This is a genomic window from Streptomyces sp. NPDC029216 (assembly GCF_040648015.1).
GTDB lineage: Bacteria > Actinomycetota > Actinomycetes > Streptomycetales > Streptomycetaceae > Streptomyces.
The window spans coordinates 57,071-69,854 of the sequence record NZ_JBEZWL010000025.1 but is presented as its reverse complement, the minus strand read 5'-3'; the positions used below and the strand labels follow the sequence as shown (position 1 = coordinate 69,854).

Below are 12,784 nucleotides of genomic sequence, written 5' to 3'. Positions count from 1 at the left end.
TCGAGAGGACCATGCGGGAGGCCCGCGAGGAGTGCCGGCAGGGCCTTGACCAGATTCCCCGGATCCGGTTCAGCCGCGCGACCGAGATCACCCGTCCTGGACGCCGCTCCCAGGGTGTCGCTGCCGCCCGGCGCGGTGACGACCCAGGGCACGGGCGGCGGTGCGGCGGGCACGGACGGCACCCGCAACACGTTCACCGACAAGAACGGCAACACCGGCGGCGGCGAGGACGGCGACGGGCAGACCAAGGACCGCCCCGAGGACCTGTGCCGGGACCACCTCGCGAACAAGCTGGGCGCGGACCGCCGGCAGGAGCTCGCCCGGATCGCCGGCGGCCTCGCGAAGGTGCCGCGCTTCTGCGCGACCCTGCTGGAGGCGCCCCGCTCGGGCACCCCGCAGGGCGGCACCGTCGACCCGGGCAGCGTCGTCCTCCCCTCGCCGAGCACGAACCCCGGCGGCCCGCTGGGCTTCCGCACCCGCTGACGCGACGCGGAATCCGGCGCGGACACGGCCCCGGGACCTGCGGAAACGGGCGGGGAAACCGCCGCGGAAACGTTTCAGCAGACATTCGTACGGACGGCAGTAACACTTTTCGACCCGCCGACGCAGTACAGAACGAGCCGACTGGTCATCGGCCGCGCGAGAGCCGGGGTTCCCCCCGTACCCCTGGGCTCTGCGCACCCGGCGCGGGCGGGGCACGTTCCCCCGGCCCTGCCCGCGCCCCTCTCCCTTCCCGCCCCCCGCGCCCGCGGCCGGTCGGTCGACCGAATCACCGTCACCAGTAGACGACGACCTTGTCGCCGACCTTCACCTGGTCGAACAGCGCCGACAGCTTCCCCTTGTCCCGGACGTTCACACAGCCGTGCGAGGCGCCGGCGTAGCCGCGGGCCGCGAAGTCGGCCGAGTAGTGGACCGCCTGGCCCTGGCTGAAGAACATCGAGTACGGCATCGGCGTGTGGTAGATCGTCGACGTCCAGTCCTTCGCCTTCCATTCCACCTGGAACAGGCCCTCGCGGGTCGGCGTGTTCTCCGAGCCGAAGCGCACGTCCATCGTGGAGATCACCTTGCCGTCGATCATCCAGGCGAGGGTGCGGCTCTCCTTGCTGATGCACATGACCCGGCCCTGCATGCAGCGCGGGTCCGGGGCGGCCACCTCGTTGGTGGTCGGCGGGCGCAGCTCCTCCTCCGTCGGCTTCCTGCTGAGGCCCTGGATCTTCTGCCAGGTCGTCTCGTCCACCGCGCCGGTGGCGCCGAGCCCGTGCTGCGACTGGAAGGTCTTCACCGCGGCCGTGGTCTTCGAGCCGTAGAAGCCGGTGGGCGCCGCCGACATCAGCTTCAGCTGGCGCAGACGGGCCTGGAGCTCGCGGACCTGGTCGTTCTCGTCGCCGTTGGCCATGACCGGCTTGACGGCCGGGGCCGCGGACTCCGAGGGCGGGGGCGAGGACGAGGGGGAGGCCGACGGGGACTGCGACTGCGAGGGCGACGGCGCGGGCGAGGAGGCGCCCGGCTTGTCGTCCTGACCGGACGGGGAGGCGGAGGGGGACACGACCGGCGCCGAGGGCGCCGCCGGAGCGGAACCGGGATGCTGGGGACCGCAGGCGGTCGCGGCGAACGCGACGGCGGTGGCGAGGCCGAGCGTGCGGATGATGGCTCTCTGTCGGTGCATCGCGGTTCCCCCGAATTCATCGTCGTGTATCTAGGTGATGCCTCACGGGCGTGGACAGTTGCGGACGAACCCGCGATGTTGCGCCATTGTGACCAGCGGTCGTCGCGGGCACGGTTGTACCAGCCCCAGGCCGGTCGGCTCCACGGACACGGAGGTTCACGGCATGGTCCGTCCCACGGCCCGCACCGAGAGCGGAATCCCGATCGAACCCGTCTACGGGCCGGGATCCCTGACGGGCTGGGACCCCGTGGCCAGCCTCGGTTCACCGGGGGAGTACCCCTTCACCCGGGGCATCCACCCCACGATGTACACGGCCCGCCCCTGGACCATGCGCCAGTACGCCGGCTTCGGCACGGCCGCCGAGTCCAACGCCCGCTACCGCGGCCTCATCGAGGGCGGCGGCACCGGCCTGTCCGTGGCCTTCGACCTGCCCACACAGATGGGCCACGACTCCGACGCCCCCCTCGCCCGCGGGGAGGTCGGCAGGGTCGGCGTCGCCGTCGACTCCGTCGAGGACATGCGGGTGCTCTTCGAGGGCATCCCCCTCGACCGGGTCTCCACCTCCATGACGATCAACGCCCCGGCCGCGCTGCTGCTCCTCATGTACCAGCTGGTCGCCGAGGAGCGGGGCATCGCGGGCAGCCGGCTCACGGGCACCGTCCAGAACGATGTGCTGAAGGAGTACATCGCGCGGGGGACGTACATCTTCCCGCCCGGGCCCTCCCTGCGGCTGACCGCCGACACCTTCCGCTACTGCCGCGCCGAGATCCCCAAGTGGAACACCATCTCCGTCTCCGGGTACCACATGGCCGAGGCCGGGGCCTCGCCCGTGCAGGAGATCGCCTTCACCCTCGCCGACGCGATCGCGTACGTCCGTACCGCGATCGCCGCCGGGATGGCGGTCGACGAGTTCGCCCCCCGCCTGTCCTTCTTCTTCGTCGCCCGCACCACCCTCCTGGAGGAGGTGGCCAAGTTCCGGGCGGCCCGGCGGATCTGGGCCCGGGTCATGCGGGAGGAGTTCGGGGCCAGGGACCCCAAGTCGCTGATGCTGCGCTTCCACACCCAGACCGCCGGGGTCCAGCTGACGGCGCAGCAGCCCGAGCTGAACCTCGTACGGGTGGGCGTACAGGCACTGGCGGCCGTCCTCGGCGGCACGCAGTCGCTGCACACCAACTCCTTCGACGAGGCCATCGCGCTGCCGACGGAGAAGGCCGCCCGGCTCGCCCTGCGGACCCAGCAGGTGCTCGCCTACGAGACGGACGTGCCGCACACCGTCGACCCCTTCGCCGGGTCCTACGCCGTGGAGCGGATGACGGACGAGGTGGAGGAGGCGGCCCTCGCCCTGATGCGGCGGGTCGAGGAGCTCGGCGGGGCGGTCGCGGCGATCGAGGCCGGCTTCCAGAAGGGGGAGATCGAGGCCAACGCCTACCGGATCGCGCGGGAGCAGGAGGCAGGGGCCCGGGTCGTGGTCGGGGTCAACCGGTTCGCGCTGGAGCGGGAGGAGCCGTACGAGCCGCTGCGGGTCGACCCCGCGATCGAGGCCCGGCAGTGCGAGGCGCTGGCCCGGCTGCGGGCCGGGCGGGACGCGGAGGCGGTGCACTGCACGCTGAACGAGCTGCGGGAGGCGGCCGCCGGGGCCGAGGCGAACGTGCTCCACCCGATGAAGGAGGCCCTGCGGGTGCGGGCCACGGTGGGGGAGGTGTGCGGGGTGCTGCGGGAGGTCTGGGGGACCTACGAACCGGCCGGTCTCGGTTCGTGAAACCCACTGGCGCGACAGGTGCGTCCCTATGGGACACTCCTGCGCATGCTGGGTGTGACAGATCTTCCTACTTATCTCGCGGCCGTGCTGCTGATCGTCCTGCTGCCGGGGCCGAACTCGCTCTACGTGCTCTCCGTCGCCTCCCGGCGCGGGGTGAAGGAGGGCTACAAGGCCGCCTGCGGCGTGTTCACCGGCGACACCGTGCTCATGGTGCTGACGGCCATTGGCGCGGGCGCGCTGCTCCAGGCGAGCCCGCTGCTGTTCACCGTGGTCAAGGTCCTCGGCGCCGGTTACCTGGGCTGGCTGGCCGTGGGCATGATGCGGGCCGCGTGGGCCATGTGGCAGGCGCGCCGCACGCGTGACGAGGAGCCGGCCGCGGCGGAGCCGGCGGGCCCGGGCGAGCGGCCCTACCGGCGGGCGCTGCTGGTCAGCCTGCTCAACCCGAAGGCGATCCTCTTCCTGCTGTCGTTCTTCGTGCAGTTCGTCGACCCCGGGTACGCCCACCCGGCCCTGTCGTTCCTGCTGCTCGGAACCGTCTCCCAGCTGGTCAGCTTCCTCTACCTGTCCACCCTGATCTTCGCCGGCACCCGTCTGTCGGCCGCCTTCCGCCGCCGCAAGCGGCTGTCGGCGGGGGCGACCTCGGCGGCGGGCGTGATCTTCCTCGGCTTCGCCGCCAAGCTCGCCGTCAGCTGAGGCCCTCCCCGGCCGGCCGCCGTCACCCGCCGAACCGGCCCAGCCGCCTGCGGAGCCGGTGCGCCGCCCGCCGCAGGGCGCGTTGGCGCGGCAGGAACGCCAGCCGTGCCGGGATCCCGCCCGGCAGCCCCAGCGCGGTCAGCCGGCGGCGCCCGAAGTAGCGCCGGGCGTACGGGGTCAGGTGCCGGGCCAGGTACGCCTCGGCCCCGGGGCGGTGGTCCGGCAGGATCCGGGGCTGCATCGTGAAGGCCACCGCCGCCACCAGCCCGGGCAGATCGGCCGGGGGATCCTGCGGCGGCCCGTCCAGGTCCGGGACCAGCGCGTCCACCAGCGTCAGCGGGATCCGGTTGCTGTTCTGGTACGGGGCCAGCCGGCCCAGCACCGCCCCGGTACCGGTCCGCGCCACCGGGATCCCGTACAGCGCCCGGGCCGTCAGCAGCCCGGTCGAGAAGCAGCCCACCACCAGCGCCGGGCGCAGCCGCTGGTACAGGGTCTCGGCCAGCACCGGCGCGTCCAGCACCGTCAGCCGGACCCCCAGCCGGGCGGCCTCCGCCTCGGCCCGCCGCCAGTACGCCGCCGGGGCGCTCGGGTGCGGTTTGAAGACCAGGTCCCGGTGGCCCCACTCGTAGGCGCCGCGCACCATCGCGGCGTGCAGCTCCTCCTCCTCGTCCGGGGACATCAGCTCCAGCGCCGACAGGTACTGCCCCAGCAGCAGGGCCGGCGGCTCGTCCTCGGTCCCGTGCCCGGTCCCGTGCCCGTGCCCGATCCCGGTCCCGTGCCCGTTCCCGGCCGGGGGCAGGGACGGCTCCGCCAGGTCGGCCAGCTCGGCGAAGACCTTCAGGACGGCCGGCGCCGGGACCAGCTCGCCGCGCACCCCGAACTCCGTCAGCAGCAGCGGCTCCAGCCCCGGGACCAGGTCCAGGTGCAGCACCCGCCGCACCCGCATCCCGATCTGCGGGTCGAGCCGGAAGCGGGTGGGCCCGTACGACATGAGCCCGTCGGCGTACACGTCGATCGCGGCGCCCGGGAACAGCCGGCACAGGCTCTGCGCGGGCGGCACCTGCAGGGACTCCACGACCAGTTCGACCCGGTCCCCGCCCAGCCCCCACGACCGGCGCAGCTGCCGCTCCCACAGCGGGACGTCCTCCGGGCGCGGCGCCCAGGTGCTGGGGTGCTGCGGGGCGACGACCGCGTTCCAGTCGAGCACCTCGTCGAAGCGGGTACGCAGCGCGGCGAAGCCCGGCATGGCGTCGAGGCCCGGGGTGACCTCGGGCGCGGGGGAGTGGTTGCTGGTCAGCAGGATCCGCCGGCCGGCCGGCGGGAGGCAGCCGGCGTCGAGGGCGGCGGCGAGGGTGGCCGTGCCGTAGAGGGTGGAGGCGAGGAAGATCTGCGTCACGTTCACGCGGCGGCCCCGGAGGCGGCGGTCCGGCGGCGCAGCCTGCGCAGCAGGGCGGAGCGTTCGGCGTCCATCGAGTCCAGGGCCCGGTCCAGTGCCGCGCGGGGCATGCGGCCGAGCGCGTCCGCGCTCATCGCCCGGAGTTTTTTCGCCACGGCCGGTTCGAACCTTTCGATCGAGCCGATATGGTGCGCGATAATTGCGCAATACGTTCGGACGGCCTTGGGGATCAACAGTTCGGATTCCCGGTCGGCTGCCGTGTCCGAGAGCACCTGGTCAAATGCTCGAATGAAATCGAGCTGACGCTCGTCCCCGATCTGCGTCAACGAGGTGGAAATCCCCCGCCGGTAGAAGATCCCCGGCAGGCCGACCGTCGCGAACGACTCCGCCCCGCGGTGCAGCCGCCAGATCCACGGCCGGTCCTCCGCCGTCCGCAGCCCGTCGGTGAAGTGCAGCAGCCCCCGGTCCAGCAGCCGCCGGTGGTACATCCCGGCCCAGGCGTACGGATAGTCCACCGCGGTGGCCCGTGAGGCCGGCAGGATCCCGGCGCGCGGATCGGCCGGCACAAACTCCGGCCCGTAGGGCACCCGCTGGACGGTCCGCATCCGGCCCGTCACCTGCACATGGTCGGTCCGGACGAAATCGCAGTCCAGGGCCTCGATCGCGGCCAGCGTGCGGGCCAGGTGGCCCGGCGCCAGCCAGTCGTCGCCGTCCAGGAAGGCGACGTAGCGCCCGCGCGCCGCGTCCAGCCCGGTGTTGCGGGCGGTGGCCAGCCCGCCGTTGTGCTCCCGTCTCAGCAGCACCGCCCCCGGCAGGGTCTTCGCCGCGCGCTCCAGCAGCCCGGGCGTGCCGTCCGTGGAACGGTCGTCGACGAGCAGGAACTCGAAATCCTCTCGGGCGTTGAGTTCGAGACTTCTCAGGGCATCCGGTGCGTATGTCTGCACGTTGTAGAACGGCACGACCACAGAGAGCTTGAGCACCCGCGAGACCCTAGGGCGCGGCCCGGCATTCACCGTGGCCCCGGTGCGTATTCCATGTGAACGACGCGGGGCGGTCGCGTTAACCAGGGCGCTTTCGCATTTCGTCGACGGGTTGTTAACCCGCCGTTGTGCGCTCGTTGGGCCGACCACCGGAAATGCGGAATAGCTTCTGCCGGGTGCCAGTGCCACTCAGCAGAAGCCGGGCCGATCAACGGATCGCCGTACTCGCCGATTCCGACACGCGGTGGAAATGGGGCGCCCTCACGGCCCGCCGCCTCGCACCCTCCGACCACTCCCGGGGCCACCGGATCACCGGGTACCTCCTGCGCGGCCGCGCCACTCCCACCGCGCGCCAGCTCGGCGAGGTCGGCGCCGGGGGAGGGGGCGGCGGGACGGATCCGGCGCCGGTGGAGGTGACCTGCGCGGAGTTCCTCGCGGAGCTCGGGCGCGAACGGTACGACGTGGTCGTCCTCGCCCTCGTCGGCGGCGCCGTCCAGGCGGTCCTGCACGGGGCCCGCGCCCTGTGGCCGGAGCCGTCCGCCCGGCCCGTGTTCGTCACCGGGTACGTGGGCGTGGTCTACGAGAAGCTCGCCGACGGGCTGCTGCTGCGGCACGGCGCCGACCTGGTCCTCGCCAACTCCCGCCACGACGCCGAGCGCTTCCGCGCCGTCTACGCGGGGGTGGGCGCCGACCCGGGCGCCGTCACCGAGACCGCCCTGCCCTTCCTGGCCGGAGCCCCCTACGCGCCCGCCGGAACCCGCACCCACCGGGTGGTCTTCGCGGTCCAGCCCTCCGTGCCCGAGAGCCGGGCCGACCGCACCTACCTGCTGGGCCGGGCCGCCGGGCACGCGCGGCTGCACCCGGACCGGGAGGTGCTGGTCAAACTGCGCAGCCGGCCCGGGGAGCACACCACCCACCTGGAGGAACACCCCTACCAGCGCCTGGCCGAACGCCTCCCCGGCGGGCTGCCGCCCAACTGCCGCCTGGTCTACGGGCACATGGGCGAGGTCCTGGACACCACCGACCTGCTGGTCACGGTCTCCTCCACGGCCGCCCTGGAGTCCCTCCACCGCGGCATCCCGACCGCCGTCCTGACGGACCTCGGCATCCGCGAGTCCCTCGGCAACCAGCACTTCCTCGGCTCGGGCTGCCTGGCGTCGTGGAACCAGCTCGACGCGGGCCTGCTGCCCCAGCCCGACCCGGCCTGGCTGTCCTCCCACGGCGTCCCGGGAGCCCGCCGCTCCGCCGGCCCGGCCGTGGCCAGGGAGCGTGAGCCCGTGGCCCCGAGCCCCACGGGCCGGGAGCCCGCCGACACGGGCGCCGCAGGGCGGGCGCAGCCCGCAGCGGCAGCCCCGGCGGAGGCCGCCCGCAGGGAGCGGGAGCCCGTGGGCGCCGGCCCCTACGCAGCCGCCCGGGAGCGGCTCGACCGGCTGCTCGCGCAGGAGCGGCTCGCGCCCGTGGCGCCGTACTACACCGCCGAGACCGCCCCCGGATACCTCCCCGGGATCCTCGCCCGCCAGCACCTCGCCCCCGACGGGACCCCGCTCGCGGGGGCCGGGCGGCGCGGGGCCGGGGAGTCGGCGGCGCGGCGGTGGCTGCGCGGGCACCTGCGCGAGGCCGCCCGGGGGGCCTACCGGCACGGGGTCCAGCGCGTGGCCCCGGTGATCCGCCGGCTGGGCGAGCTGTGAGCGCACAGGCCCGCGCCGCCTCGGCGCCGGGCGCCGTCCCGGCGCCGGCTCCCGCTCCGGGCGTCGTCCCGGCCCCGGCTCCCGCTCCGGGCGTCGTCCCGGCGCCGGCTCCCGCTCCGGGCGCCGTCCCGGCCCCGGCTCCCGCTCCGGGCGCCGTCCCGGCCCCGGCCCCCGCTTCGGGTGCCGCTCCGACTCCGGGTGCTGCGCCCGCCACCGGTCCCGTCCCTGCGAGCCCCGCCCCGCGGCAGCGGACCCGCAGGGTCCTCGCGGTCATCCCGGCCCGCGGCGGCTCCAAGGGGGTCCCCGGCAAGAACACCGCACGCGTCGGCGGGATCCCGCTCGTCGCCCGCGCCGTACGCGCCTGCCGGGCCGCGCCCACCGTCACCGATGTGGTCGTCTCCACCGACTCCCCGGCCGTCGCCGCCGCGGCCCGCGCCGCCGGGGCCGACGTGATCACCCGCCCCGCCGCCCTCTCCGGGGACGCCGCGAGCAGCGAGTCCGCCGTCCTGCATGCCCTGGACGCCTTCGAAGAACTCCACTCCCTCACCGTCGACGTGGTCCTCCTGGTCCAGTGCACCAGCCCCTTCCTCACCCCCTCCGACATCGAGTCCGTGGCCGCCGCCGTGGCCGGCGGCACCGCCGACTCGGCCCTGACCGCCGCCCCCTTCCACGGCTTCCTCTGGCGCCGCGGACCCGACGGCGCCGGGCGCGGGGTCAACCACGTCCCCGCGTACCGCCCCCGCCGCCAGGACCGCCCCGAGGAACTGCTGGAGACCGGCGCCGCCTACGCGATGACCGCCGCCGGCCTGCGCGCCGCCCGTCACCGCTTCTTCGGACGGGTCCTGCCCGTCCCCGCAGACCCGGCGCGGGTCCTGGAGGTCGACGACCCGCACGACCTCGCCCGCGCCCGCCTCCTCGCACCCCTCCTCGACCCGGCTCCCGCACCCCCGGCCCCCACCCAGCGAAGGACACCTGACGCCATGACCGTCGCCACCCCCAGCCCCCGCCTCCGCACCCTCGGCCCGCGCATCGCGGGCCCCGGCCGCCCGGTCTACGTCGTCGGCGAGATCGGCATCAACCACAACGGCGACCTCGGCACCGCCTTCGCCCTCATCGACGCCGCCGCCGAAGCCGGATGCGACGCCGTCAAGTTCCAGAAGCGCACCCCGGAGATCTGCACCCCCCGCGACCAGTGGGACGTCGAACGCGACACCCCCTGGGGCCGCATGACCTACATCGACTACCGCCACCGCGTCGAGTTCGGCGAGGCCGACTACCTCGCCATCGACGAGCACTGCGCCAAGCGCGGCATCGCCTGGTTCGCCTCCCCCTGGGACACCGAGGCCGTCGCCTTCCTGGAGAAGTTCGACCTCCCCGCCCACAAGGTGGCCTCCGCCTGCCTCACCGACGACGAGCTGCTGCGCGCCCTGCGCGCCACCGGCCGCACCGTCGTCCTCTCCACCGGCATGTCCACCCCGAAGCAGATCCGGCACGCCGTCGAGGTGCTCGGCAGCGACAACATCCTGCTCTGCCACGCCACGTCGACGTACCCGGCCAAGGCCGAGGAGCTCAACCTGCGGGTGATCAACACCCTCCAAGAGGAGTACCCGAACGTCCCCGTCGGCTACTCAGGGCACGAGACCGGCCTGCAGACCACCCTGGCCGCCGTCGCCCTCGGCGCCGTCTTCGTCGAACGGCACATCACCCTCGACCGCGCCATGTGGGGCTCCGACCAGGCCGCCTCCGTCGAACCCGGCGGCCTCGCCCGCCTCGTGCGCGACATCCGCACCATCGAGACCGCCCTCGGCGACGGCGTCAAGAAGGTCTACGACTCCGAGCTCGCCCCCATGAAGAAGCTCCGCCGCGTCCAGGGCACCCTCCCCGCCCCCGCCCCGGCCGCGTCCTGACCCTCCCCGGCCCTCCTCCCCCCCGAGCGGAGTACGTCGTGAACCCCTCAGCCCCCACCCTGGCCCTCGTGGAAAGCCCGGTCCAGCTCCTCAACGTGCTGGAGTGGGCCCACACCCGGAGCGGGGGCGGCCCGCTGCTGACCTCCGTCCCCCGCCAGCCCGGCCCCCTCCCCGGCCGGCGCCTGCCCGACCCGCGCCCGGCCGCCGACCCGCTGAGCATCGTCGTCCTGCCGCCGACCGACCCCATGTCCCGCGGACAGCTGCGCCGGGTCGCCGGGATCGCCCGCGACGAGGGCCACACCGTCCACTGGCAGGAGGCCCGCGGCGGCTCCGGCTCCCCGTGGGGCGCCCTGACCGCCCTCGCCCCCGCCGTGCGGCGGGCCGGGCGGATCGTCGTCGGCGACCCCTTCTCCCGCTTCCTCCAGCTGCTGCTCGTCCCGGCCCGGGCCGCCGAGCTGGTCGTCGTCGACGACGGCACCGCCACCATGGAGTTCGTCGCGCAGCTCGGCCGCCGCGAACGGCTGCGCCGCTGGCACCGCACCGGCGGCGGGGCCGCGGCCCGGGCGCGGGAGCTCGCCTACGCGCCGGTGTCGGGCACCGCGCGCCGCCGGCTGACCCCGCGCGCCGGGTACGACGTGGAGCTGTTCACCTCGATGCCGGTCACCCCGCCCCCGGGGGCCCGGCTGCGCGTCAACGACTTCGCCTGGACCCGCGCCCGCTTCGGCCCGCCCCGCCTGACCAAGGGCACCGACCTGGTCGGCACCTCCCTGGTGGAGACCGGCGTGGTCGACCCGTTCCGCTACCTGGACGCGGTGCGCGCCCTGGCCCGGGAGCACGGCGTGACCCGCTACTTCGCGCACCGCCGGGAGACGCCGGAGAAGCTGCGCGCGCTGAGCGAGGCGACCGGGCTGGAGATCGTGCGCCCGGACCTGCCGCTGGAGCTGATCGCGCGGCGCGGCCCCATCGGCCGTACGATCGTCAGCTTTCCGTCCACGGTCGTCCACACGCTGCCCTACGCGCTGACCGGTACCGGCGTGACGGTCGCCGTATGCGAAATCGACCCCGCCTGGCTCACCGCGACGGCCTCGCCGAGGGCCCGGGGCTTCCTCGCGGGCGTCACCGAGACCGCCCGTGATGTGCGCAGACTCCCGCTCGGGGCGGCGCCCGCGGCCGGATGAGCGCGCGAGTTTACCCCCGGGCGCATCCGATCATGCGTCCAGAGGCCGCTTTTCTTTCCCCTAACGGCATGAATTTCTGGTGATCTCCGGACAGTTGACCCATCCGTGCGCCTACCCTTCAACGGGTGAACCAGTTGATGTCCCGCGAGTCCCTGCCCGCCCTGCCCGGCAAGCCCGACCGGCCCGAGCTGCCCGGCAAGCTTCCGGATCACCTGCGTGCCGAACTGATCGCCTTCCGCCGCGACCTGCACATGCACCCCGAGCTAGGACACCAGGAGTTCCGCACCACGGCGGCGATCAAGGCGCGGCTGGAGAAGGCGGGGCTGCGACCACAGGTACTGAAGTCCGGAACGGGGCTGATCTGTGACGTCGGCACCTGGGACCGCGGCCGGCCGATGCTGGCCCTGCGCGCGGACATCGACGCCCTGCCCATCCCCGACGCCAAGACCCACGTCTCCTACCGCTCCACCGTCCCGGACCGCGCCCACGCCTGCGGCCACGACGTGCACACCGCCGTCGTGCTCGGCGCCGGCCTGGTGCTCGCCGAGCTCGACCGCGAGGGCCTGCTGCCCCGCCCGGTGCGGCTGCTGTTCCAGCCCGCCGAGGAGGTGCTGCCGGGCGGCGCCACCGAGGCCATCGACTCCGGGGTGCTCGACGGCGTCGGCCGGATGATCGCGGTGCACTGCGACCCGCGCGTGGACGCGGGGCGCATCGGGCTGCGGCCCGGACCGATCACCTCGGCCTGCGACCGGCTGGAGGTGACCCTGTCGGGCCCCGGCGGCCACACCGCCCGCCCGCACCTGACCACCGACATGGTGACGGCCGCCGCCCGGGTCGCCGTCGACGTGCCGGCCCTGCTGGCCCGCCGCATGGACGCCCGCTCGGGCATGTCGGTCACCTGGGGCCGCATCGAGGCCGGGCACGCGTGCAACGTCATCCCGATGCACGCCGAGCTCTCGGGCACGGTCCGCTGCCTGGACCTGAACGCCTGGCACGAGGCCCCGGACATGATCCACGCGGCCATCGACGAGGTCGCGACGATGCACGGCGCCAAGTTCGAGATCAACCACGTGCGCGGCGTGCCGCCCGTGGTCAACGACCCGGTGGTGACCGAACTGCTCCGGGAGGCCATGGCGGCCCGGCGCGGCGCCGAGTCCGTCGAGGACACCGAGCAGAGCCTCGGCGGCGAGGACTTCTCCTGGTACCTGGAGCACGTCCCGGGCGCCATGGCCCGCCTCGGCGTCCGCAAGCCCGGCGACACGGCCAAGCGCGACCTGCACCGGGGTGACTTCGACGTCGACGAGTCCGCGATCGGGGTCGGGGTGGAGTTCTTCACGGCCGCCGCCCTGCTCGACGGGCGCCGCACAAGGCCCTCCACGTAAAAAATCAAGCAAAGCTCCGTACAACATCCGCGTGCCCTCTGTTGGACCTGTCCAGCCCTTGGTACACAAGGGCTGGACGGCCCCGCGGTTACCAATCGGTCACTGTCCGGTTCACGACGATCCGATAACGACTCA

10 protein-coding genes and 1 pseudogene are annotated in these 12,784 nt (G+C 74.1%); 8 read left to right on the top strand and 3 right to left on the bottom strand.

Annotated elements, in window-relative coordinates:
• Positions 1-114 precede the first annotated feature (114 nt).
• The gene (locus AB0F18_RS12905) at positions 115-483 is read left to right on the top strand and encodes a hypothetical protein (protein ID WP_362058544.1); all 369 of its coding nucleotides are present in this window, start codon (positions 115-117) and stop codon (positions 481-483) included.
• 292 nt (positions 484-775) lie between these two features.
• Here the strand turns inward: AB0F18_RS12905 and AB0F18_RS12900 are convergent, their stop codons facing one another.
• Complete coding sequence (locus tag AB0F18_RS12900) at positions 776-1,666, bottom strand: L,D-transpeptidase family protein (protein ID WP_362058541.1); 891 nt, start codon at positions 1,664-1,666, stop codon at positions 776-778.
• Between the two features lie 163 nt (positions 1,667-1,829).
• Between AB0F18_RS12900 and AB0F18_RS12895 the strand changes: the two genes are divergently transcribed.
• Positions 1,830-3,425: a methylmalonyl-CoA mutase family protein gene (locus tag AB0F18_RS12895; protein ID WP_362058538.1), complete on the top strand. Its 1,596-nt coding sequence runs from the start codon at positions 1,830-1,832 to the stop codon at positions 3,423-3,425.
• Between the two features lie 45 nt (positions 3,426-3,470).
• A complete protein-coding gene (gene leuE, locus AB0F18_RS12890) occupies positions 3,471-4,118 on the top strand; it encodes a leucine efflux protein LeuE (RefSeq protein WP_362058535.1) in 648 nt (215 codons plus the stop codon).
• Between the two features lie 22 nt (positions 4,119-4,140).
• On the opposite strand, the gene AB0F18_RS12885 is transcribed toward leuE, so the two are convergent.
• Positions 4,141-5,520: a polysialyltransferase family glycosyltransferase gene (locus tag AB0F18_RS12885; RefSeq protein ID WP_362058532.1), complete on the bottom strand. Its 1,380-nt coding sequence runs from the start codon at positions 5,518-5,520 to the stop codon at positions 4,141-4,143.
• Positions 5,517-6,494, bottom strand: a complete 978-nt coding sequence (locus AB0F18_RS12880) for a glycosyltransferase family 2 protein (protein WP_362058529.1) — start codon at positions 6,492-6,494, stop codon at positions 5,517-5,519. The genes AB0F18_RS12885 and AB0F18_RS12880 overlap by 4 nt, the downstream gene beginning before the upstream one ends.
• Positions 6,495-6,676: 182 nt before the next feature.
• Here AB0F18_RS12880 and AB0F18_RS12875 point away from each other — a divergent pair, with 182 nt between their 5' ends.
• From AB0F18_RS12875 to AB0F18_RS12855, 5 genes and pseudogenes are all read left to right on the top strand, one after another.
• Positions 6,677-8,182: a DUF6716 putative glycosyltransferase gene (locus tag AB0F18_RS12875; protein ID WP_362058565.1), complete on the top strand. Its 1,506-nt coding sequence runs from the start codon at positions 6,677-6,679 to the stop codon at positions 8,180-8,182.
• A pseudogene (locus AB0F18_RS12870) lies at positions 8,086-8,799 on the top strand (NTP transferase domain-containing protein); the annotation flags it as partial. The gene AB0F18_RS12875 and the pseudogene AB0F18_RS12870, both read left to right, overlap by 97 nt.
• Positions 8,800-9,162: 363 nt before the next feature.
• A complete protein-coding gene (locus AB0F18_RS12865) occupies positions 9,163-10,089 on the top strand; it encodes an N-acetylneuraminate synthase family protein (RefSeq protein ID WP_362058562.1) in 927 nt (308 codons plus the stop codon).
• A gap of 38 nt (positions 10,090-10,127) precedes the next feature.
• Positions 10,128-11,267, top strand: a complete 1,140-nt coding sequence (locus tag AB0F18_RS12860) for a hypothetical protein (protein WP_362058526.1) — start codon at positions 10,128-10,130, stop codon at positions 11,265-11,267.
• 137 nt (positions 11,268-11,404) lie between these two features.
• Complete coding sequence (locus AB0F18_RS12855; protein ID WP_362058559.1) at positions 11,405-12,649, top strand: amidohydrolase; 1,245 nt, start codon at positions 11,405-11,407, stop codon at positions 12,647-12,649.
• The last annotated feature ends 135 nt before the right edge of the window (positions 12,650-12,784 follow it).